General features: G+C 64.1%; 17 protein-coding genes and 1 pseudogene. 1 reads left to right on the top strand and 17 read right to left on the bottom strand.

What is annotated here, in order from left to right:
* The 14 genes and pseudogenes from KVT38_RS28460 to KVT38_RS28395 all read right to left on the bottom strand — a co-directional run.
* Positions 1–262 (bottom strand): annotated as a pseudogene (locus KVT38_RS28460) (PhoH family protein); the annotation flags it as partial.
* A 6-nt stretch (positions 263–268) separates the two neighbouring features.
* Positions 269–1,471, bottom strand: coding sequence for a sporulation protein YqfD (gene yqfD / locus KVT38_RS28455; RefSeq protein ID WP_217597131.1), 1,203 nt, complete (start codon positions 1,469–1,471; stop codon positions 269–271).
* A gap of 143 nt (positions 1,472–1,614) precedes the next feature.
* Positions 1,615–1,899: a sporulation protein YqfC gene (gene yqfC / locus KVT38_RS28450; protein ID WP_090115073.1), complete on the bottom strand. Its 285-nt coding sequence runs from the start codon at positions 1,897–1,899 to the stop codon at positions 1,615–1,617.
* A 146-nt stretch (positions 1,900–2,045) separates the two neighbouring features.
* Positions 2,046–2,810 (bottom strand): sugar phosphate isomerase/epimerase family protein, encoded by a 765-nt coding sequence (locus KVT38_RS28445; protein WP_217597130.1) that lies wholly within the window; start codon positions 2,808–2,810, stop codon positions 2,046–2,048.
* Positions 2,811–2,983: 173 nt separating this feature from the next.
* The gene (locus KVT38_RS28440) at positions 2,984–3,619 is read right to left on the bottom strand and encodes a hypothetical protein (RefSeq protein WP_217597129.1); all 636 of its coding nucleotides are present in this window, start codon (positions 3,617–3,619) and stop codon (positions 2,984–2,986) included.
* 5 nt (positions 3,620–3,624) lie between these two features.
* Positions 3,625–4,614 (bottom strand): flotillin-like protein FloA, encoded by a 990-nt coding sequence (floA, locus tag KVT38_RS28435; protein ID WP_217597128.1) that lies wholly within the window; start codon positions 4,612–4,614, stop codon positions 3,625–3,627.
* A 34-nt stretch (positions 4,615–4,648) separates the two neighbouring features.
* Positions 4,649–6,049: an NfeD family protein gene (locus KVT38_RS28430; RefSeq protein WP_217597127.1), complete on the bottom strand. Its 1,401-nt coding sequence runs from the start codon at positions 6,047–6,049 to the stop codon at positions 4,649–4,651.
* Between the two features lie 200 nt (positions 6,050–6,249).
* Complete coding sequence (locus KVT38_RS28425) at positions 6,250–6,693, bottom strand: GatB/YqeY domain-containing protein (RefSeq protein ID WP_217597126.1); 444 nt, start codon at positions 6,691–6,693, stop codon at positions 6,250–6,252.
* A gap of 15 nt (positions 6,694–6,708) precedes the next feature.
* Positions 6,709–6,906, bottom strand: coding sequence for a 30S ribosomal protein S21 (gene rpsU, locus KVT38_RS28420; protein WP_217597134.1), 198 nt, complete (start codon positions 6,904–6,906; stop codon positions 6,709–6,711).
* Positions 6,907–6,989: 83 nt separating this feature from the next.
* Positions 6,990–7,346, bottom strand: a complete 357-nt coding sequence (locus KVT38_RS28415) for a histidine triad nucleotide-binding protein (protein WP_217597125.1) — start codon at positions 7,344–7,346, stop codon at positions 6,990–6,992.
* A 994-nt stretch (positions 7,347–8,340) separates the two neighbouring features.
* Positions 8,341–8,937 carry a hypothetical protein gene (locus tag KVT38_RS28410; protein WP_217597124.1) on the bottom strand — a complete coding sequence of 199 codons (597 nt, stop codon included), beginning with the start codon at positions 8,935–8,937 and terminating at the stop codon, positions 8,341–8,343.
* 72 nt (positions 8,938–9,009) lie between these two features.
* On the bottom strand, positions 9,010–13,317 hold the full coding sequence (locus KVT38_RS28405) for a UvrD-helicase domain-containing protein (RefSeq protein WP_217597123.1): 4,308 nt from the start codon (positions 13,315–13,317) through the stop codon (positions 9,010–9,012).
* A complete protein-coding gene (addB, locus tag KVT38_RS28400; RefSeq protein ID WP_217597122.1) occupies positions 13,314–16,919 on the bottom strand; it encodes a helicase-exonuclease AddAB subunit AddB in 3,606 nt (1,201 codons plus the stop codon). The genes KVT38_RS28405 and addB overlap by 4 nt, the downstream gene beginning before the upstream one ends.
* A gap of 166 nt (positions 16,920–17,085) precedes the next feature.
* Positions 17,086–18,504 (bottom strand): class I SAM-dependent rRNA methyltransferase, encoded by a 1,419-nt coding sequence (locus tag KVT38_RS28395; protein WP_217597121.1) that lies wholly within the window; start codon positions 18,502–18,504, stop codon positions 17,086–17,088.
* 123 nt (positions 18,505–18,627) lie between these two features.
* On the opposite strand from KVT38_RS28395, the gene KVT38_RS28390 reads away from it, so the two are divergent.
* Positions 18,628–19,611, top strand: a complete 984-nt coding sequence (locus KVT38_RS28390; protein WP_217597120.1) for a Na/Pi symporter — start codon at positions 18,628–18,630, stop codon at positions 19,609–19,611.
* 28 nt (positions 19,612–19,639) lie between these two features.
* Here KVT38_RS28390 and deoC read toward each other — a convergent pair whose 3' ends face one another.
* Genes deoC through KVT38_RS28375 form a run of 3 tightly spaced genes read right to left on the bottom strand, consistent with a single transcriptional unit; the run spans position 19,640 to position 22,932 of the window.
* Positions 19,640–20,782, bottom strand: a complete 1,143-nt coding sequence (deoC, locus tag KVT38_RS35455; RefSeq protein WP_217597119.1) for a deoxyribose-phosphate aldolase — start codon at positions 20,780–20,782, stop codon at positions 19,640–19,642.
* Positions 20,783–20,798: 16 nt separating this feature from the next.
* The gene (gene mtaB / locus KVT38_RS28380; protein WP_217597118.1) at positions 20,799–22,148 is read right to left on the bottom strand and encodes a tRNA (N(6)-L-threonylcarbamoyladenosine(37)-C(2))-methylthiotransferase MtaB; all 1,350 of its coding nucleotides are present in this window, start codon (positions 22,146–22,148) and stop codon (positions 20,799–20,801) included.
* Positions 22,141–22,932, bottom strand: a complete 792-nt coding sequence (locus tag KVT38_RS28375; protein WP_217597117.1) for an RsmE family RNA methyltransferase — start codon at positions 22,930–22,932, stop codon at positions 22,141–22,143. Before KVT38_RS28375 ends, mtaB begins: the two co-directional genes overlap by 8 nt.
* Positions 22,933–23,013: the final 81 nt, after the last annotated feature.

The following is a 23,013-nucleotide window of genomic DNA, read 5'->3' as shown; positions in this document are numbered from 1 at the left end:
CCAGCTCGAAGGCGTAGCGCACGTCGCGCCCCCCGACGGTCAGCCCGCTGCGGATCAGCTGCAGGACCGTCTCGAAAAATTGCTGAAGAGACCGCAGGTCGCTCTCCGCGCCCTCGACAGTAATCTCGGCGTCTCGGGTATGGATGACGGCTGCCGTCTCCTGTTGGATCATGCGTAGATACTTGTCCTGCGGACCGAACAAAGCCAGTCCCTCCGCGGCGTTGCGAAGCGGAATCGTAATGAAATGCCTGCTGTCTGTCAAAAAGCCTCATTCCCCCTGCGTCTTGGGATCGGTCGCGATCGGGCGCCGTACGGCAATCGATTGTTCGATTTCAAACAGTACGCGTATCATCACTTTACCATTCTCCGTTTGTTCATGCAAAATTTTTTCCGCCCTGATGACGGCGCCTTCGCCCGCCGCGGACAACGCCTCCGCCCGCGCTTGCGCCAGCCCGGCTTCTCTCGCCGCACCCGGAGTCAGTCTTTCGCTCCGTTTCTCGACCGCCATCTCCTTTTCCTTCAGAATCGCGACGGGCAGCGTCCAGCCCCCCCACTTAAACATCCGCCAGTCCGCAAACGTCTTCGATATCGCGTACGGCTCCTGGCCGTAGCCGCTCGTCTGCAGCGCCCGGTTGCCGATGACCAGGTAGGTCCGGTCCGCCGAATCGCCCGTAAAATAATTCGTGCTTCGCGCGAGCGGCGACGCGATTCCGTATTCGTACCAGACGAGCCCGCGCACCTCGCCCTCCGAAGCGACCAGCTTGACCCGGTCGGCTTCGCCGAGCTGGCCGGAGATCAGCACTTCGCCTTTGCGCACGCGCGCGTTGCGCGCGACCTGCGGCTTGCCGCTCGCCGCGACGATACGCGTGACGACGGCGTCCGCCTTCGCGATCAGGTCGCTCGGTCCGCTTTCTTTATTCACTTCAGGCTTGTTCGAGCGAACGACGTTGATGACGTAGCGTGTCCCGCTCTTCTCTACGCCTACCCAGGCCGCGTCGGGCAGCCTGCGCGCGAGCCGGTGCGCCAGCTCCGTGGCGTCCGGCAGACGGGGCGACCATTGCAGCGGCCGGATGCCCTCGGCTGCTGCGGCCTTGCGGATCTCCGCTTCGGGCACCGTCTCATCCGTATGAATCTGCACGTCCCAGACGAGCGTGGACAGCGCGAACAGCGCCACGACGAACAGCAGAAGGCCGCCCGCGAACGTTTTGCGCCGGGACAGGCGGCCGAGCTTGAACGGCAAGCCGCGGCGCTCCAGCACGCGCGGGCGGCTGCCGGCCGCGCGAAGCAGCGGGCGCAGCGTGAAAAAATCCGGCACGGACACCCAAAACGACAAGTGCCCTTCCCGGTCGTAGGCGATCCCCCACAGCTCGATCCGATGCGAGCCTGCGGCGTTCAAAAAGATTCGGCTATCCCCGTCGACGAGTCTGACGCGGACGCTGCCGCGCAAAAAGCTTATCCATTGCCCCTTCAACGGCTTCTCCCCCTCTGCAGGCTTGTCCTCCGCTCGGACGCCGGCATCCGCCTCGGCGACGCCTCGAGTCCGTCTATGATGCGGCCGGCCGCCGCTCCCATGCCGGGATCGGCCAAGCCCCAAGACGCCGCCGGCCGCGGCACTTAATCGCCCGGGTGCAGCAGCACCCCGGTAATTTTTCCTTCGACGAACACTTCCTCGCCGCCGATGAGCCGGATGACGAGATCGCTTCCCACGATCTCCAGCTCGCCGCGATCCATCGCGAGCCGCAGCCGATCCTGCGAAAAGTGAAGCACGCCGCGATGGTTTTCCACCGTCAGCTGGAGTCCCGCGATCATCGTGATCCGCGGCACGTCCAATACGACGTCCTGCGGCAGATCGAGGACGCGGGCCGTCCATTTGCGCAGCTTGCGTCCGACACGCGGCATGACGCGTCCCCCTCCCATACGTTCCATCTATATGCGCAAGGAGCGTCGAATATGAGAACGACGGGACGACGGAGGCGATAGCGACAGCAATAAAAAACCGCCAAGCCCGATTGCAGGCTGGCGGCGCATTGAAATGTAAGATGGGATTACTCGACTCCGCGGTCGAATTCAATCCATTTTTTTAACGTACGCGCATCCTCCAAAAACTGTTCGCTCTCTCCGTCTTTTACGAATTCCAGCATGAGGAAACGAGGCTTGTCCGAGGTCCGCAGCGCGTCTATGTATGATCGCCATGCCGATTCGCCGGCTTCGAGCGGCTGCTGCCGCCGCTCCATATCGTAGTGGAACACATGAACGTTGGACAGCCAGGGCAAAAAGGCCGTCAGCGTCTTCAAATTGCTTGGCTGGGGGGCCCCAATCTGGGGCTGCCAGTAAAGGCTGACGCGGTCGCATGCGATCGATCGGATGAGCGAGACGGACGAAGTCTCCGTGTCCGCCAGCGTACCGTCGTGAAACTCCAGCGAAAGCCGGATTCCCTTTTGCTGCGCCAGCTCCGCCATGCGCCGGATTTCTACGACGATCCTGTCGCGCATGTCGTCGTCCGCTTCGGCCGAACCGACGCTCCCCGCCCAGATTCGTATGTTCGGAGCGCCGAGCGCTTCGGCGGTATCCAGGACGATTTGAAAATCCGCCGGAGCGCCGACACGGAAATAGGAGCCGTAAGAGGATACCTTCAGCCCGGCGTTTTCCGTCATGGCGCGGACCTGTCGGGCCAACGCCAGATCGCCGGGGGGCACGTGGACGTCCCCTCCCCATTCGATCGCATCAAGTCCGGCTTGCTCGGCGAGCGAGACGATGGCCTCGGGAGACAGCTTGCGGAAGGTTACGGATACGATGCCGGTCGATATCATACGATCATTCCTTTCGGTTTTGGGACGAATAAGGCCGACTGCCCATTCATTTAAGTATACTAGTAAACCGACCGCAAACCTCACCCGAATATCCGCCGCAATGAAAAAGCCGTCTTGTCAGGGACAACCCGATCAAGACGGCTTCACTTTCTTGTGGCGGCAAGCCCTGCGAGCTACCTTCGAAAAGGCTTGCGCGAGCGGGGCGGTCCCAATATCTCGGCCCACATCACGGCGCGCGCCAGCTCGCTTTGCTTCAGTCTGGCGGGCGCAGCCGCGCGCTGCGGCTGCGCGGATGCATGCAGCGACGATGCGTTCGCTCCCTCATGATAGGCCGCGTCCTCGCGCTCCGCTTGGGCGGCGGACGCCGAGGGCACGCCCTCGCCGCCCGATTCGCCTTCGCCTGCCCAAGGCACGGGCGTCGGCGGCGGACTGCCCGGGCTCCGGTAGACGATCTGCTTGTCGCCTGCATGAGCGCCGCGCTCTTCGTCCGCCTGATCGACGCTTCGCGGACGCGCGGGCACCGTTACGACCGGCGGCATCCTCCGCTCGGAAGCCGTCGGCCCCTCCCGCCGTTCGATGGGCTGCTGTGCCGTCTTCGGCCGCGCAGCCGGCTTCGGATCCGCTGCCGGTCGCAGCGGGCGGGGCATTCCACCCCCGCCGAAGTCCGGCATGCGGCCGGAGGGCTGGCTGCGCGGCTTGTCGCCGGGCGGCTTTTCAAGCGGCGATTTGCGCAGCAGCACGTACAGGACGCCCAAAATGACGAGGACAAAATGAATATTGCCGAGCAAAAAACGGATCAGCTGCTCCATGGCGATCAGCGCTCCTCGCCGTTGCTAGAACCCGCCTCGCCCTTGCCGATCGAACCGCGCATTTGCGTATCCGCTTCGAGATTTTTCAGATTCATGTAATCCATGACGCCCATCTTGCCGCCGCGCAGCGCTTCGGCCATCGCGAGCGGCACGTCGGATTCGGACTCGACGACCTTTGCGCGCATCTCGACGACGCGCGCCTTCATCTCCTGCTCCTGCGCGACGGCCATCGCGCGGCGTTCCTCCGCTTTGGCCTGCGCGATTCGCTTGTCGGCCTCCGCTTGTTCGGTCTGAAGGTGGGCCCCGATGTTTTTGCCGATGTCGACGTCCATAATATCGATGGACAGAATCTCGAAGGCGGTGCCGGCGTCGAGACCTTTGGCAAGAACGGTTCGCGAGATCAGATCGGGGTTTTCGAGAACAACTTTATGCGTATCGGCCGAACCGTTCGTACTGACGATGCCTTCCCCGACGCGCGCGATGATCGTTTCCTCGCCGGCGCCGCCGACGAGCCGGTCGATGTTGGCACGCACGGTGACGCGAGCCTTGACCTTTACCTCGATGCCGTCCTTCGCTACGGCCGATACGATCGGCGTCTCGATGACGCGCGGGTTAACGCTCATTTGCACCGCTTGAAGCACGTCGCGTCCAGCCAGATCGATGGCCGCCGCACGCTCGAACGGAAGCGGGATATTCGCCCGCTGCGCAGCGATCAGTGCGTTGACGACCCGGTCGACGTTGCCCCCTGCAAGAAAGTGGCTTTCCAACTGATTGATGTTAAGACCGAGCCCGGCCTTGGTCGCCTTGATCATCGGGTTGACGATCCGGCTCGGCACGACGCGGCGTAGCCGCATGGCGACAAGCGTAATGATGCTGATCCGTACGCCCGAGGCAAGGGCGGAAATCCAGAGCATAAACGGGAAAAAGCTGAAAAATACGGCCAGCGCGATAATAATCAAAGCGCCGATAATCAAAAGCTGTACATTCGGGTCCAAATAAATCCCTCCGCTTCGAATAATGTAAAACTTATTATTCCTGTTGCACGGCCTTGACCAAGATTCGAGTGCCGTCCACCGATACGACCTCGATCCGTTGACCGGCGTTCAAAAATTGTCCGCTTGAGATGACGTCGACACGCCTTCCTCCGATCTCCGCCACGCCGGACGGACGGAGCGGAGACAGCGTCACGCCACCGCTCCCCACGAGCAGCTCGCGATCATCCCCGCTCGGGACGAAGCCCTGTTCCGCCGTGAGGCGATCCTGCAGAATAAATCGGTTCCAGACGCCCCGCCTGCGGAACACGTAAGCGACGAAGACAACGAGCGCGAGCGCGATCAACAAGGCGTAGCCCAGCGATTCGAACGCATTGCCCGTATCGTAGGCAGCCGTCACGACGCCGCTTACGATGCCCGCTCCGCCGAGCAAGCCGAGTATGCCGAAGCTCGGGACGAACATCTCCATGACGATAAAGACGACGCCCGCCACGAACAGCACGATCGATTCCCGACCGGCGAAGCCGGCTACCTGCTGCCCGAAAAAGTACAGGCCGAACGAAAGCAATCCTAAAATGCCGGGAACGCCGAAGCCGGGAACGATCAGCTCGATCAGCACGCCGGCAATGCCGACGATAAGCAACAGCGTCATGATCGCCGGACTCGTCAGCGTCTGCGAGATGCGTTCGGCCAGGGACGGATTTTCATGAATGATCGTGAGCTTGGCCAGCCCTTCTGCGGCGATCGCCTGCTCCGCCGTCTCCGCTTGGCCTTCGGCATAGCCGGCCTTCAGCGCTTCGTCGGCGCTCAGGGAGATGATCTCGCCCTTCGGCTTCGTCCGGTTCAAGCCTTTGATCTCGACGACGGCGTTCGGATCGACCATGCCGACGGCGATCTGTCCGTCGCGGCCGTTCATCTCGGCCGCCGCGCTCATCTGCTTGCTCCAGAAAGAGACGATCTTCGGACTCTCGACGGCTTCGCCGGCAGCGTTGACAACCATCGCGGCGCCGATCGTGGAGCCCGGCGACATATAGAGGCGATCCGCGTTCAGCGCGATGTAAGCGCCCGCCGACGCAGCCTTGCCTTTAACGAACGCCATCGTCGGCACCTTGGCCGAACGGATGCGCTCGCCGATCCGCTCCGCGCTCTCCAGGCTTCCGCCCGGCGTATCGATCTCCAGCACGGCGAGCGCGGCGCCTGCCTCCTCCGCCTCGTTCAACGCCCGGTCGAGAAAGGAAGCGAGTCCGCGTTCTACCGTCATTTTAACCGGAATGACGTACACCGAATAGCCTTCCGCAGCTGCGGGCGATGCCTTCGTCTGCGACTCGGCCGCCGACACCGTGCCCGCCGTTAACGCGACCGTCAACAAAAGGAGCGCCGCCAGCGGCCCAAGCAGTCGAGCGAACAGTCCCCGTTTCGTTCCTGCATGACGGGTCATAAAGTCTCTCCCCCTCTCCCGGAAACTCGGGTTGCGGTTTTTATGCCGCATAAAGCAGCCCCGTATGACTTTCAGTACGTTATGTAAGGGCTTTACGTTTCATGAATCGCCGGCAAGCCGTCCCTTCATCATACCCATAAACAGACAAAAGACGCAAAAAGCACCCTCCTCGCGGAGGGTGCCTGTCGTTCTCGAGATGATCATTGCAGTAGTTGTTGGACGATCTGGTTGACGAGCTTGCCGTCCGCGCGTCCCTTCACCTTGGGCATCAAAGCGCCCATCAACTTGCCCATATCGGCTTTGGAAGAAGCACCGGTCTCTTGAATGGTCTGTGTAACGAGAGTCTTGATTTCTTCTTCGTCTAGCTGTGTGGGCAGGTACTCGCTGATGATGTCGATTTCCGACGCTACGGCCGTTGCCAGATCGTCGCGGCCCGCTTTGCCGAATTCCTGGAGGGAATCCTTGCGTTGTTTGACTTCGCGGCTCAGGATCTCGATCACTTCGTTATCCTCGAGCGGGCGGCGCAGCTCAATCTCTTGATTCTTGACCGCCGCACGAACCATGCGAATCGTCGTCAGGCGAAACTTATCCTGCGCTCTCATCGCCTGCTTCATGTCTTCGTTCAAACGGTCCGCGAGGTTCATAATGCGTAATTCCTCCTAGAACTTGCGTTTACGAGCAGCCTCGGACTTCTTCTTCCGCTTAACGCTCGGTTTCTCGTAGTGCTTGCGTTTTTTCAGTTCCGCGAGAACGCCGTCTTTAGCGATCGAACGCTTGAAGCGGCGGAGTGCAGCGTCGAGTGTTTCATTTTTGCGAACTTTCGTTTCGGACTCCTGTTTTCCCTCCCTCCGGAACAGACCACAACACACGGTTATCAAACTTCATTATAGGCGAACAGGAAAGGCAGTGTCAACTTTCCCAAAGCCGAATTCGAAAGGAATTATGCTTGCCCCGGACGAGCGTTCAGCGGCCCCAGTTTTTCGCCGCCCAGCACGTGAATATGTACGTGGTACACTTCCTGTCCGCTGTCGGGATTACAGTTGTTGATGAGACGATAGCCGCTCTCGGCAATGCCGGCGTCCCTGGCGACCCGCTGCGCTGCCAGCATCAGCTTGCCCAGCAGAAGCGCGTCCTCCGGCTCTGCCGCGTCCATCGTCGGAATCGGCTTCTTGGGAATGACGAGCACGTGAACGGGCGCCTGCGGCCGGATGTCCTTGAAGGCCAATACATCTTCGTCCTCGTACACGATATCAGCCGGAATCTCGCGGTTGATGATCTTGGTAAACAGCGTATCCATAGGTTCAGCCTCCAGCTATCAAGTCGTTTAGTCCTATCATACGCTACGCGCATCGGCTCGTCCAATCGCTGTACATGCCAGTGCGGGCCGAGTCGCGAGATAAACGTACGACAGCGGTCATCTTGTATAAGGCCTCTTTTAAAAAGAATACCAGGGAAGAAGAAAGCCCCGAATGTCCGTACAACGGTCTCATGGCGGACAGTCCCATTCACTTTTTCCCCAAACAGCCTAAACGAAGACTAACTGCCCCGACTCTCCGGAATAGCCCGGTTGCGAGGTGCGATAGGACGACCATCCATGTTTGCGCGATCCGAATAACCCATAGCGGTTAAAACGCATTAATTTCTTCTTGTTCGCAACGTCCTTGGGCAAATAAGTGTTGATGCGCATTAAATTTCTCGCGTTCGAACGTTTTGACCCGGTTTTGAACACTATAAATGCGTTTGAACACTTATCCCCTCCGCAGCCCAGATCATAAGGTCAATTAACTGCTATTCAACCCTTATTGCCCCCAGCTCAATCGATTATTAAAGTTGCGTTCCCCCTCCAAAAACAGCTCCCAGCTTAAAATGAGCGCCGATGTTATACGTCCCGTTGTTCCAAAAAAAAAAGCCCGCACGTAAAGAGCAGGCTCCAGCTCGAGAGGTTGCGGTCGGGTCGATTCTCAATAGTACGGAAGCAAGGACAGCGCGGTCAGCGTGTATAAAGGCAACACGAGCCTGCTAAAGCGCCTTGGCCGAAAAGGAAAGGGGCCGGGACCGAACCCGGGACCGAAACCCGGGCCAAATCCGGGACCGAAGCTCGGCCCGAATGCCCTTTGCTCCCCGATCGCCCCCGGCACGGCCAGACCTAACGTATGATCGTCGATATACTTTACGATGCCGTCGTAACAAACGCCGTTTTAATTCTGCACTTCGACGTACCGGTGCATGTGCGCCGCGCACCGTACAAATGAAACGATAACGGATCGCTCGGGAGACATCGTTCAACGAATTCAATGGATCGAGGCAGCCGCACCGTTCACTTCGTTTATGAAGCGCTGTACGACGGGCACCCAATCGACGCCGGCCTGCATCTGCCTGAACCGGTCGTTGCCGGTCGGCGGCGTATAGTCTTTAAGGATAGCGGTCAGCCTGTCCGCCGAAGTCGAGATCGAGGCAAGCGTGGTCCGATCCGCCTCGGTCAGCGCGCCTGCCCTGTTGCCGATCGGCTCTAACGCATCGTTGATTTTTTGCAGCGGCAGGGAGACGGCCGACATGGCCGTTTCGTCGCCTTGGCCGGTACGAATGCCCGCTTGAACGAGCACGCCCGACGCGCACTCTCCGCCGGCCAGTTTGAGCATGCCCTGGGCTCTTACAGCCTCCATACGCGACGCATCGTCGCTCGCTTCAAGCAGCCCGGCCGACGCGCGCTTAGCGCTGTCGACGTAGATCATGCAGTAATTGTAACTGGACGCAAGACGAATGCCGCGCTCGGTCTTGAGCGATTGTCCGTCGAGCAGCACCCTGGAGAACAGCACGACGATCAGAAACGTCAATAACGTAATGACGACCAGCAAAACAGGTACGGTATATTTCCTTTTGCCCGACATGACTCCATTCCTCTCCATCGATTTCGGAAGGTAATACGGTCCGGCTTCCGGACGGTTGCGGGAAAGTTCATGCTAGTAGAGGCGCTCGCAAACCCCGCTCGCCGCGAAGTAAATGTGGCCTTCGTCCACCCTTCTCCCCATGATTCCCTCGATCGCGCGCGCGTACATCTCCATCTGGAACCTGTGCTTCTCCGCGGCTTCCTTCCAGTTGCCGTCCGGCACCGCGTCCGTCTTGTAGTCCACCAGTACCAGCCGATCGTCCTCTTCGAACAAGCAGTCGAGCACGCCCTGGATAAGCGCCGTCTCTCCGGCCAGATCGTCCGGGTTCGCCGATGCATGCGCCTCGGCGGCGGGAATGCCCGCGCTGAACGGCCATTCTCTCCACAGCCTGCGCGAATTGCTCATTCGGACATACAGCTCCGTTCGGCAAAAGCCGGCGATATCGACGTGCCGCACCGCCTCGGCCTGTTCGGGCGTCAAAATAAGCTGCAGGATCAGCCGGTCGAGCAGCGCTTCAACCTCGCCGTCGGCCGCCTCCGGCGCAATGCCGAGCGGCAAATGCTGCATGACGAGGTGTACGGCGGTCCCGCGCTCCGCAGCCGTCATGCGCCTGGCCGACATGAACCTCGGCCTGCGCAAACGAAAAGTCCAGTAGCCGGAGTCGGGCACGTCCTCCGGATTCCAGGCCGGATGGCGCATCTCCTCGAGTTCGGGCGCATCGGACGTCTCCTCAAGCATAGGCGGCGCATCCAGCTCGGGCGATCCGTTGAAGCCTTCCGCTTCCCCGCCCGCCGTCCTGTCCGCCGACTGCGCCGGCCGGACGGCAAACCCGTCGAATTCGCGCGCGGACTTCATCGCCGTGATCGACGTCTTCGCCGGGGCGCGCGCGGCGGCCGCATGAGGATCGGCCCAGGAGAGCGCGGCGTAAACCGCCTCTCCCGCGGGGGACACGGGACCCGGCAGCGGCTCTAGGCGCGCCGCCAGGTTCCACAGCGGCTCGCCCGTCTCGGCCTCCCTGTCGGGCGTCCTCGGCGACGTAAGCGCGCGAGCGGGCAGCAATCGGCACGACCACGGCGCCGCCGACGCAGACGGCGGCCGTGCGCCCGATTCGCCGGCCGCCGCAGCCGACAGCGAACCTTCGCTGTGCGAGAGGCCGCCGGTTTGCCACTGCGCGCCGGACAATACCGATGCCGGCCCCAGCCAATCCAAATAACGGCTCGCGGCCGCGACGGCGTAGTCCGAGAGTCGATCCGTCGCGTCCTCGGCCGACCGGCGCCAATTTTCCAGATCGCCGGCTGCGTTTTTGGTCGTGCCGACGAGAATGAGCTTTTCCTTCGGGCGCGTCAAGGCTACGTACAGCACGCGCATCTCCTCGGCCAGCAGCTCGGCCTTCATGCGTCTGCGGATCGCCAGCTGCGGCAGCGTCGGATAGGAGACGCGCGTCACCCGCTCGACCATCCGCGGACCGAAGCCGAGCTTCTTGTGCCGCAGGAACATGCCCGTCAGGTCCTGACGATTGAACTTGCGCCCGAGGCCCGCCACGAAGACGACCGGGAACTCAAGTCCTTTGCTCTTGTGAATGGAGACGACGCGAACGACGTCCTCCTGCTCGCCGACTGCCCGCGCCGCGCCGAGATCGCCGCCCGTATCGCGCATCCGTCCCAGAAACCGCAAAAACCGAAACAGTCCTCGATAGCTGGAGTTGCGCTCGTACTGCCTTGCACGGTCGATAAGCGCGCGAAGGTTCGCCTGGCGCTGAGCGCCTCCGGGCAGCCCGCCGACGAAGTCGAAATAACCGGTATCCCGGTACAGAACGTGCAGCAGCTCGCCGAGCGGCTCCCGCCGGGCGAAGCTCCGCCAGCTGTCGAGCCGGGCTACGAATTCGGCGAGCCGATTCCGCAGCGCTGCATCTTCGATGTCGGCCGCGGCGGCGCGTACGGCCGACCAGTAGGAGCCGGCCCGATCCGCGATCCGCACGGCGGCCAGCTCGTCGGCGCTGAGGCCCACGATCGGCGACCGAAGCACGCCGGCGAGCGGGATATCCTGGTCGGGACTGTCGATGATGTGGAGCAGCGACAGCATCACGTCCACCTCGACGGCGGCGAAATAGCCGGTCGCGAGATCCGCATAGGCCGGTATGCCGGCGGCCCGCAGCTCGTCCAGTACTACGGGCGCGAGGGAGGTGGCGGCGCGAAGCAAAATGACGATGTCGCGGTAAGCGAGCGGGCGATGAAGTCCGCTTCGGCCGTCGTATACGGCAAACGGCGGACGACCGGTCCCGTCCGTGCCGGTCAGCCTGGCGATCTCGGCCGCGATAAAGCGCGCCTCAAGCTGGGCGCTCTCCAGCTCCTCTTCTTCGACGGCGCCGCCGTCCGGTTCGCCGCCCGCGGATTCGGCTCCCGGTTCGGCAAACGCATTCGAGGCGCTTGTTTTTGCGTCGTCCTTGCCCGTGTCGATGAGCACCATGTCGACCGAATAGGAGGGCAGCGCCGGGGCGTCCGGCACGCCGGCAGCCGTCTCCTCCGGCGGATACCCTTCGCCGTAGATCAGTTCCGCGCGGCGGTCGTATTCCATCTCGCCGACGGGCTCCCGCATGATCAGCCTGAAGACTTGGTTGACCGCGTCCAGCACGCGGCTGCGGCTGCGGAAGTTGCGCGCCAGGTCGATCCGAAGTCCTGCCGCGCCGCGCCCGGCTTCAGCTGCAGCTTCCCCGCGTGCCGGGCTCCCGTCGTCGGACTCTGCGGGCTCCGGTCCCTGCGGCGTCCAGATGTCGTAGGTTTTATACTTGGCCAGGAACAGTCCCGGCTCGGCCAACCGAAAGCCGTAAATGCTCTGCTTGACGTCGCCGACCATGAACACGTTGCCGGGATCGCTTCTTGCGATCAGCGAGACGATTGCCTCCTGCACCTCGTTCGTATCTTGGTACTCGTCGAGCAATATCTCCCCGAACCGCTCGCGGTAAGCAAGCGCGGCGTCCGACGGCGCGGTCGCTTCCGGCGTGGAACCGGGCGCGCGCAGGATGCGCAGCGCATAGTGCTCCAGATCGCCGAAGTCGAGCAGTCCCTTGGAGCGCTTCGCTTCCTCGTAGCGCCCTGCGAACGCGATGACCAGCTCCGCGATATCGGCCATTCTGGGCGCGAGGGCGGCAAGCTCCTCCGCGTACTGCGCCGGCGAGCGCACGAACCACTCTTCTGCCAGCCTGTTGATCGTCTTTTTCGCCTCGTCCCGCATCTCCTTGACCCGCTCCTGCAGCTCCGGATCGTACCCGTCGCCGCGGCAAGCCTTGAGCCGGCCGAAGCCGGCCGAAGCGAACGCCTCGCGCCACTTCGTCCAGGGCTGCCCTGTTACCGTGTCGGTCAACGCCGTCACCAGTGCCGCATCCTCGGCCAGCGTGGATGCATACGGTTCAGGTCCGCCCGGCGCCTCAGCCAGGTCGCGCGCGCCGCGCAGCAGCCCCGCCGCGCCGGACAGCGCCAGCAGAACATCCGCCTGCATGCTTTTCACCCACGGAGACGAAGCGAGCTCCGCTTCTCCCCCGATGTGGAAGGCCGCCGCCGTCGACCGCAGCCACTCGTCGGGCCACGGATGGCTGCGCGAAAAATCGTACAGCTCCAGCACGAGACGGTGCAGCGGCTCGTCGCTCCGCTGGCCGCCGTACATGTCCGCCAGCGCCGTCAGCGTGCCGTCGTCGCCGAGCGCGAGCTCCTGCTCGTAGCGCTCCTCGAACAGCTCGTCGAGCGTATCCATGCGCAGCAGCTCGGCTTCGGTCTCGTTGGCGATTCTAAAACCCGGATCGAGCCCGATGAGCGGCGCGTACCGCTGTACCGCCTCCATGCAGAACGAGTGCAGCGTCGTGATCGAAGCCCGCGGCAGCAGCGCGAGCTGTCTGCGCAAATGCACGGCATCCGGCGTCTGCTCGAGCTTCAGCTCGAGCGCCGTCCGGATCCGCTCCTTCATCTCCGCCGCGGCGGCTTTGGTGAAGGTCGCGACGAGCAGCGCATCGACGTCGAGCGGGTTGGCCTCGTCAGCGATGCGGGAGATGATCCGCTCGACCAGCACGGCCGTCTTGCCGGAGCCTGCAGCCGCCGCGACGAGCAGATGGCGGCCGTCCGCCGCGATCGCCGCCCATTGCTCCGCCGTCCAGCGGCTGCCTTCCGGTCTCGCGTACGTGGCCGCCAATCCGTCGTCCCGGCGAGCAAAGTCTCCGTCCGCGCGCCGGCCGGCGGCCGTGCTTGCACCATGCGCTGCGCCGGCCTCTGCGGACGCCTCGTCATCCCCGCCTGGGGCAGCCGTCCGCTCTAGCAAGCCTTCATGCTCAAACAAGCCGTCCCAATCGAAGGCCAGCTGTTCGTCGTCCGCGTCTTTTCGCGATCCGCTCATGTCTCGTCCTCTCCCCCTTCCTCATCGGTCTCGCCGAGCCATTGCCATACCTCGTCCTTGTTCGCCGGTCGGCGAAGCGCATGATGGCGGTTGCCCTCGAGCTGCCCGTCGAACTGGCATACCGGCCTGAACTCGCACACCGTACAAGGGCTCCGCTTGCCCAGCCGATACGGCGCGATATCGACGTCGCCGTCGACGATACGCTTGCCGATCTTCGAGATGTTGCGGCGCACCGCCTTGCGCAGCGTCTCCCACTGGGCGCCGTCGGCCACCTGGGAGCGGGCGGAGAAGCTACCGTCCTTCTTGTACTCGACGGGGACGACCGACGACTTCGCGCTGCTCTCGAGCGACTCGTCCATGAGCTGCAAGGCTTCGCCGTCGGCCAGCACGAGCCCTTCCATGCGGTATTCCTTGCGGATCGCCTCCTCCGCACTGGTCTCGTCAAGACCGTTGGCCGTATGAAGCAGCGGGTTGTGCACGTGAAGATACAGCACGCCCGCAGGCTTCGCCGGACGTCCGAGCCAGTGCGGCGCGTGGGTGACGACGACGTCCAGATAGGTGAGCATTTGCAGCGAAAGGCCGTGCGCCACCTCGTCGAGCCGCAGCTTGACCGCGCTCGATTTGTAGTCGAGAATGCGCAGCAGGGTGCCGTCCTGCGACTCCGCTGCGTCGACCCGGTCGATCCGGCCCGCGACGTCCATCCATCTGCCGTCTCCCAAATACAGGCTGAGCGGCGGCATGATGCCCTGCGGACCGAAGTCCACTTCGAGGCCGACCGGACGAAAAGCGGACAAGGCGGCATGCTCCCCGAGCATGGCGGACGTCTGCGAGACGATGCGGCTCAGCTTGCGCGCCATCGTGCGATGACGGTTCGAGGAGAGCAGAATTTGCGACTGAACGCGCGGCAGCAGCCGCTCGACGGCCGCGGCGGCTTCGGCATGCCACAGCCCCGAGTCCCCATCGTCCGGGCCGCCCATAAGCAGCTTCTCCGTCGTCTGCCGCAGCGCGGCGTGGAACAGCTGCCCGATATCCGGCGCGTCTACCCGGTACATGCGCCTCTCCTTCAGCCGCAGGCCGTGCGCCGCATAGTGGCGGAACGGACAGGCGACGAAGCGCTCCATCCGCGACACGCTGGCCAGCAGCCGCTCGCCGTATAGCAGCAGGCTCGTCTGCGGCCGAAGCGGCCGTTCCTCGTTGCTGAAGCGCAGCGAGGAGAGCAGGACGGACAGGCGCGACCGCCAAGGTTCGCGCTCCGACAGCCAGCGGTAGGCCGACCGCCAGCCCGGCGACAGCGCGTCCCCCTGCCGGTGCCTGCGCAGCATGGCCACCGTATGCGTCAGCGCGCGCCCCGGGCGAACGGCGAACGACAGCTGGGCTTCGTCCGAGGCGCCCGGCTGCGGCTCCGCCGATTCGCTCTGGATCGGAATGCCCGGGAACGAGGCGCGGATGCGGCCGATGAGACTCGATCGGATCAAGCCGGAGCCTTCTTCGTCCGCGAGCGCGTAGCTGATCCACAGATGACGGGAAGGCGTCGTCAGCGCCAGATAAGCGAGAAACTCCTCGTCGAGCAGCCGGCGCCTGGCGTTCGGCGCCAAGCGCAGACCGGATTCGGACAGCTTCGTCCGCTCTTCTTCGGTGAGCAGCCCGTCGTCCTTGATCGCCATCGGCAGGACGCCTTCGTTCACGCCGAGCAGGTACAGCACCGATATACGGTCCGTGCGCGTGCGCTCCGGCGTCCCGATGAGGACGCGGTCGAGCGAGGGCGGCACGACGCCGAGCCGGATCGACTCCAGTCCCGCGTCGAGCATGCCGGCGAACAGCGCCGTATCGGCCGGCTCTTCGCCCATCAGCTCCACGAGCTGATCGAGCAGCCCGATCGCGCCGTCCCACAGCTGCCGGTGCATACTCGCCCGCAGCGGCTCGCCGGCCAGCTCGTCGCGGCGGTTCCACAGCTCCAGCCGGTCCGGCGCGCCCGTCTCCTCGAGCATCATAAACAACGCCCGACACAGATCCGAATGCGTCCTCGCGCGCTTGATGCGCCGTTCCAGCGTTCTAAGCGGAGACAGCAGCGCGTCGCGCGTCGCCCGGATCGCCTGCATGGAGGGGTTGCGGTCCCCCTCCCCGTCTTCGTCTTCGTCCTCCTCGGCGTCCAGGTCGCGGCCGGACAGCGAGTACCAGCTTCGGTCGTCGTGCCAGCGCCAGCCGTCGATGCCCGCTGCAAGCACGTAATTTTCGAGCGTATCGACCGCTTCTCGCGGCACGGTGCCGCCCTGCGGGTGGAGCAGATCGGTCTTCGCGCACCGGAAAAACGCTTCATAGCGCCACCCTCCGATCACGCATTCGAGCGCCGAGCGGATGAACTCGACGAGCGGGTGATGCGAAGCCTGAGCCTTGCCGTCTATAAAATAGGGAATGCCGTAGTCGTCCAGGACGGATGCCAGCAGGTCGCCGTAATCGGCGAGGTTGCGGGCGAATACGGTCATATCCCGCCAGCGCGCCCGCCCTTCGCGTACTCTGCGCAGCATGTCCCTGGCTGCGGCTTCGGCTTCGGCTCTGCGGCTGGCGGCCTCGTGGATCGACAGCCCGCAGTTCGGATGCGCGGGCTGCAGCATCGCCTCGCCGCCGGCCCATCGCCCGCGGCCGTCCATCGCTTGCTCGAGATGGCCCAGCATCGGGCAATCCGCAAAACGCGGCAGCGTCTTCGGCGTCAGCAAGACCGGCGGCTCCAGCTCAGCGCCGGCCGCTTCGGCGGTTCTGTACAAGCGCGCGGACGTATCCGCGGTTTGATAGAACAGATCTAGCTCGTCCGGCGCCTCCCCCGCGTCGTACAGGCGATCCAGGCAGAGCGAGGCCGATACGCGGACGCAGCGGCGCAGCAGCTCCTCGATGACGGCGTACTCCATCGGCGTGAATCCGTGGAAGCCGTCTAGCCAGATCTCTGCCCCCTGGAGCAGCGCGGACGAACCAGCCCCGCGAATCAAAAAGCCGAGCGCATCCTCGCCGTCCATATAATGACCTTCCAGCTCGCGCTCGACGTCCTCGTACAGCAGCGACAGATCGTGCAGCTTGTCCGACAGCAGGCCGTCGGCAGCCGCCTGCGCCCGGACGTCCCGCACCGCCCCCCCGGTCCATGACGGATCGGCGCCTTCCGACGCTGCGGCGGCTGCGAGCGGCACCGAGCGGAGCGCGCCCGGGCTCGTCCCGTATCGCTTCCACTCGGTCAGCTGCTCGCCGATTCGCTCGGCCAGCCCCGCGCCGCCGGTCCCGCTGCGGTACAGCTTCAGCTCTCCCTGCCTGCGGACGAGCGCCTTGTGGACGAGCATCGACTTGCCGTTGTCTCCGATCGGCACGACGGCGGAGCCGCCGGCCTCCTGCATGACGCGAAACGCGAGCCGCCTGAAGCTCAGCACCTGCAAACGCATGAATCCACGAGCGCCGGGTGCCGAAGCAAGCGCATATTCGGTCTGGAATGTCGCTTGCTCGGGCACGATCAGCAGCAGCGGCGGCCCCGCCGGATCCCGGGCGATCCGCTCGGCGATCTCCGTCTTGATCAAATGCGACTTGCCGCTGCCCGAGCGGCCCGCGATCAATCTCAGCTTCATGGCCTGCGCCCCCGTTTCCCTTACGATTTCGTTCTATCATCCAAGCCGCTCAACGATTCTAGCGATCATTGTACCATACCAAGCCACACCCGCACAGACGTTCGCACATTCAAAAAGAGCCGCCCGCTCCGCAGAAAAGCGGGTCGGACGGCCGACGATCGTGCGATTACAGCTCTTTGCGGCTTCTGACTTCGAAGATGCCGAACTTCAGGTAATGCCCTTCCTCGACGCCGACCAGCTGCGGATGATCGCGCCCCGCCCCGTTCCAGACGATGCGCCGCAGCACCTTGCCCGCATCCCGTGCGGCTTCGAGCAGCGTCTCCATGAACAGCTCGGGCCGGACATGATACGAGCAGCTCGCCGTGACCAGATACCCGCCTTCGTTGATCAGCTTCATCGCCTGCAGGTTGATGTCCTTGTAACCGCGGATCGCGCCCGGCACGGCGCGCTTCGTCTTGGCGAACGCCGGCGGATCGAGGATAATGACGTCCCACGTGCGCCCCTGCTTGGTCAGCGGCTTGGAGGTGTCCACCTTGGCCTCGGGCTTGCCGCCTTTGGCGGCGCCCTCCGCCCCGGCGCCGGCTCTCGCCGCGCGCTCCTCGCGCCCTCTCACCTGCTCGCGCAAATATTCGAACGCGTCGGCGACGACAAATTCGACGCGGTCTTCGAACCCGTTGTTCGCCACATTCGTTCTGGCCGTATCGATGCCGTGCTCCGAAATGTCGAGGCAGGTGACGCGCTTGGCGCCGTACTTGCACGCGTGAAGCGTGAAGCTGCCGGTATGCGCGAAGCACTCCAGCACGGTGGCGCCGTCCCAGTACGGGAACGTCACGACGCTGCCGTTGGCGTTGACCGGCACGGGCCTGACGCCATCCTCCGTAGCGCGTTCCTCGAGGACGATGCCGCTTCGTTTGCCCCAGCCCCGCATGAGCGGTTCGATCGCCGCGCGATTTTCCCTTTGATCGAAGAAGTAGCCCGTTTTTTGTCCGCCTTCGATATCGACCTGAACGGACAGGCCGTTTTCCACGATCTGCAAATACCGCGGGCATTCGCCGTACAGGACGCCCGTGCGCTCCTCGAGCCCTTCGAGCGTACGGACGCCGACGTCGCTGCGTTCGTAGACGCCTCTAGGCGCGAACACGCGCACCAGCGCCGGCAGCCAGGCGTCGCGCGCCTTGTCCATGCCGAGCGTCAGCACCTGGACGACGAGCACGCCGTCGAACCGGTCCACGACGAGCCCCGGCAGGAAGTCGGCTTCGCCGAATACGAGCCTGCACGATTCGTCGTCCGGCGCGAACCGCTCGCGGTAATCCAGGCACGCGCGGAAACGCGCTTCGAAAAACGCTTCGTCCAGCGCGTCCAGCTCCGAATATGCCACGATCCGGATCGCGATCTGCGAAGCCGGGTTCCAATAGCCGGTCGCCAAAAATTGTCCCCGGTGATCGCGCACCTCCAGCAGGCCGCCCGGCTCGGGTTCGCCTTCGGTGCGCTCGATCTCGTTGGCAAAAATCCAGGGGTGCCCCAGCTCCAATCTTGGGCGTCGCGAGCGGTTCAGCACGGCAAAAGGCTTGTTGTCGGTCGGCATGCGCTCAGTCCTTTCTCTATCATGTCTTGTACGGTCGCCGCATACGATGATCGAGACGTGACAGGCCGGTCCTGTCCGCTCTGCCGTTCGCGGCTATGTAATCCTAAAAGGAGAATCGATCCCATGACGCTATACTTGGTCTCGCTGTCGGTCGTCGGTATGGCGCTGCTGCTCGCCGGCATGAAGGTCATGGAGGCCGCGCTTGCAAGCTGGACCGGCGACCGCATGGCGCTCGCCGTCGCGCGCTCGACGTCGACGCCGCTCCGGGGCTTCGCCCTCGGCACGGCATCGAGCGCGCTGCTGCAAAGCGGTACCGCCGTCACGCTGCTCACGATCAGCCTCGTCAACAGCGGCATCCTGCCGTTCGCGCGCTGCTTCGGCATTCTGCTCGGCACCAACGTCGGCACCTGCCTGACGACGGAGCTGATGAGCCTGGAGCTCCACCGCTACGGCTTGCCTCTCTTGGGCGCCGGGACCGGGCTGTGGCTGCTGTCCCTTATGTCCGGCGAGTGGCGGGCGCTGCCGCCGCTGCCCCGCCGCATCCACGACGCCTGCCGCTTCGGCGGCGCGGTGCTCGCGGGCTTCGCCCTGCTGCTCGCCGGCTTCGCGCTGCTGCGCACGATGGGGCCGCTGCTCCAGCAGCAAGGCACGTTCGCGCAGCTGATGGACATGGCCTCGCAGCAACCAGCGCTCGGCGTGCTGGGCGGCGCCGTGCTTACCGCGCTCATCCACTCCGGCGCAGCGGTCATCGGCATGTCGATGGGCTTCGTATCCGCGGACGCCATGAGCCCGGACACCGCCGTCGCGATCGTGCTCGGCGCCAACGTCGGCACCTGCGCGACCGGGCTGCTCGTCTCGCTGGGCGGCAGCCGCGGCGGCAAGCTCGTCGCGCTGTCGCAGATCGCGTTCAACCTCGGCGGCGTGCTGCTGTTCTATCCGCTGCGGCACGAGCTGCTCGCGGCAGCGGCCTACATCGCGCCGGGCAACGCCGCGGCCCAGATCGCGCATGCGCAGACGATCTTTAACGTCGCCTGCTCGCTGCTGGCGCTGCCGCTCGCCTACCTGTTCAAACCGCCGGCCAAGCCGGCAATGCCCGCAGCCGCTTAATAAGCGCCACGGACAGCGCCGTCCTAAGTCAGTATGCGCCGGCCGCCGCCGGGTCGCCGCCGACGATCGCGATGCCCGAGCTCGTGCCGATGCGGCTCGCGCCGGCCAGCAGCATCGCTTCGGCCGTCGCGGCGTCGCGAACGCCGCCCGATGCCTTCACGCCGACATGTCCCGACACGGACGACCGCATGAGACGGATGTCCGCCTCCGTCGCCTTGCCCGGGCCGAAGCCCGTGGACGTCTTGACGTAGTCCGCGCCCGCCGCTTCGGACAGGCGACAAGCCTCGCGCTTGAGCTCGTCCGTCAACGCGCCGGTCTCCAGGATCACCTTCACGAGCGCGCCGCCCTGCACGGCCCGAACGACGGAAGCGATGTCGCGCTGGACCGAATCGAAGTCGCGGTCGAGCAGCTTGCCGACCGACAGCACCATGTCGATCTCGGAGGCGCCATCCTCGACGGCGGCAGCCGCCTCGAACGCCTTGGCGCGCGTCGCTGCCGCGCCGAGCGGGAAGCCGACGACGGCGCACACTTTGACGTTCGTCCCGCCGAGCCGTTCGCGGCTCAGCCGCACCCAGCGTCCGTTTACGCAGACGCTGTAGAACTGGTAGGCAAGCGCCTCCTGGCACAGCTGCTCGATATCGGCCGTCCGCGCCTCCGCCTTGAGCAGCGTATGGTCGATAAACGAAGCGACCGAACGGCCCGGCGTCCAGATCGGGAAGCGGCCCGCCGCCGCGACATGGCCGTCCTGGGGCTCGAAGCCGAGCTGGCGAAGCGCTTCGCGCAGCACTTCGTCGTTGTTGTCGTACCCGCCGGTGCGCTGCAGCCGCCAGCTCTCCTCCGGCGAATACCAGGCCACGCCTTTAATCTCCTCGACCTGCGCCTGCAGCGTGCCCTCGCTCGCTTCGACGAGGTAATAATGCACTTCTTTCTGCACGGTGGCCCTGTCCGCCGATTCGTACTGGTAGCGAATGACGGAGAGTGGCGAGCGGATGTCCCCCCGGATCCCCGTCTCCTCCATAATTTCCCGCAGCGCCGTTTGTTCGACGGTCTCGCCCGGTTCCATCTTGCCCTTGGCCAGCGTCGTCTTGCCGAAGCGGTCCTCGATCATTTGAATCTCGATCTTGCCGCCGTTCTTGCGGTATACGACGCCGCCTGCCGATATCTCCAACATTGCGTTATCCTCCTATTTAAGCCTGCATGGCAGGCATAAGCCCTGCCGCCGGCGCCTCGACCAGCTCGCCCCGGCATTCGTTCGCGCCGCCCTCGACGATCCTGACCCGGCACAGCTGGCCGACAAGCGACGGATCGCCCTTGAATACGACGTTCAAATAATTGTCCGCGTGGCCGCTCATAAGACCGCTGCCCGCCGGACCCTTTTCCCCGCGCTCCGGTATGATCTCGAGCACTTCGCCGACCCAACGCTCGGCGTACTCGGCCTGCATGCGTTCGGACAGCTCGATCAGCTGCTGAACGCGCCCGTGCTTCACGTCGTCGTCCACCTGGTCGTCCATGCGCGCGGCGGGCGTTCCCGTCCGCTTGGAATAAGGGAACACGTGCATCTCCGCGAAGCCGATCTCTTCCATAAAGCGATAGCCGCGCTCGTAATGCGCGTCCGTCTCCCCCGGGAACCCGACGATGACGTCGGTCGTGATCGCCACGCCAGGCATCGCCGCTTTGATCCGCCTGATCTTGTCCGCGAACTCGGCCGTCGTATACTTGCGCCGCATCCGCTTCAGCACCTCGTCGTCGCCCGCCTGCAGCGGGATGTGGAGATGCCTGCACATTTTTTTCGAGCCGTTCAGCACCTCGATCATGGCGTCGTCAATCTGGCTCGCCTCGATCGAACTGATGCGGATCCGCTCGAGCCCATCCACCTTGTCCAGATCGCGCAGCAGGTCGGCAAGCCGATAATTCTCGAGGTCGTCGCCGTAGCCGCCCGTATGGATGCCTGTCAGTACGATCTCCTTGTAGCCCGAAGCGACCAGCTGCCGCGCCTGTGCGAGGACGCTCTCGGGACTGCGGCTGCGCGACAAGCCGCGCGACCAAGGGATGATGCAAAAGGTGCAGAAGTTGTTGCAACCCTCCTGGATCTTCAGGAAGGCACGAGTATGATCGGCGAAATCGGGCACGTCGAGCTCCTCGAATTCGCGCGTTTTCATAATGTTGCGCACCGCGTTGACCGGCCTGCGTTCGGCCTGGATGTCCGCGACGTACGTCATCAGCTTGTCCCGGTCCTGCGTGCCGACGACGAGGTCGACGCCCTCGATCGCGAGAATCTCGGCGGGCGACGTCTGCGCGTAGCAGCCCGTCACCGCGATGACGGCGTCCGGATTGCGGCGCACCGCGCGCCGGATGATCTGCCGGCTTTTCTTGTCGCCGGTGTTGGTCACCGTGCACGTATTGATGACGTACACGTCCGCCGCGCGCGATTCGAAGTCGACCTGCTCATAACCTTCTTTTTTAAAAAGCTGCCACATCGCTTCCGTATCGTAGAAGTTGACCTTGCAGCCCAGCGTATAAAATGCCACCTTAGACATGGCGAGCTTCCCCCATCTCTCCGGATTCGTATCCGATCGCGGCGAGCGCCACGAGCGCCGCCGTCTCCGTGCGCAAAATGCGCCTGCCCAGTCCGACGCAAACCGCTCCCGCGGCCTCCGCCTGTCTGGCCTCGGCCTCGTCGAAGCCGCCTTCGGGGCCAACGACGACGAGCAGGCTCGGCCGGGACGCCGGGTCGGCGCCCTCGCGCGGCCGTCGCGCGAACGTTTCGAGCTCGGGCCTCAGCCCAGCGCCGCTGCGCCCTTCTTCCTCATAACAAAGCAGCACGCGGTCGTAGCCGCCGAACCGCGCGAGCAGCGCCTTCCACGACGCGACTTCCCCGACCTCGGGCACGATGCCGCGATGCGCCTGCTCGGCGGCCTCCTTGGCGATCTTGCGCCAGCGTTCGAGCCGCTTCGCCTCCTTGCGGGCGTCGTACTGAACGACGGTGCGCTGCGACAGGAACGGCAAAAACGCGGACGCACCCGCTTCGGTCCCCTTCTGGATGACCGTCTCGAGCTTGTCGCCCTTGGGCAGGCTCTGGGCGACCTCGACGCGCCAGGCCATCTCCGCCTCGGACGCGCGCTCGCTGACGATCCGTCCTTCAACGCGTCCGGACTCTATATTGACGATCTCGGCCAGGCATTCCCGCCCCGATCCGTCGCAAGCGATGAACTTCTCTCCCGCTCTCGCCCGCATGACGGCGGCCAGATGCCTGGCATCCTCCCCCAGCAGCACGACGGCGCCGCCGTCGATCTGTCCGGGATCGATAAAGTAACGCTGCATTCGCTTGAAGCCTCCACGATCGATTCAAGTTCCACCGTCCATCATACCGCGAAACGCGTTCAGGCGCTAGCTTTGCGCGCC

This window comes from Cohnella sp. GbtcB17 (assembly GCF_019091135.1).
Lineage (GTDB): Bacteria > Bacillota > Bacilli > Paenibacillales > Paenibacillaceae > Cohnella.
This window is presented reverse-complemented; position numbering and strand designations above follow the sequence as displayed.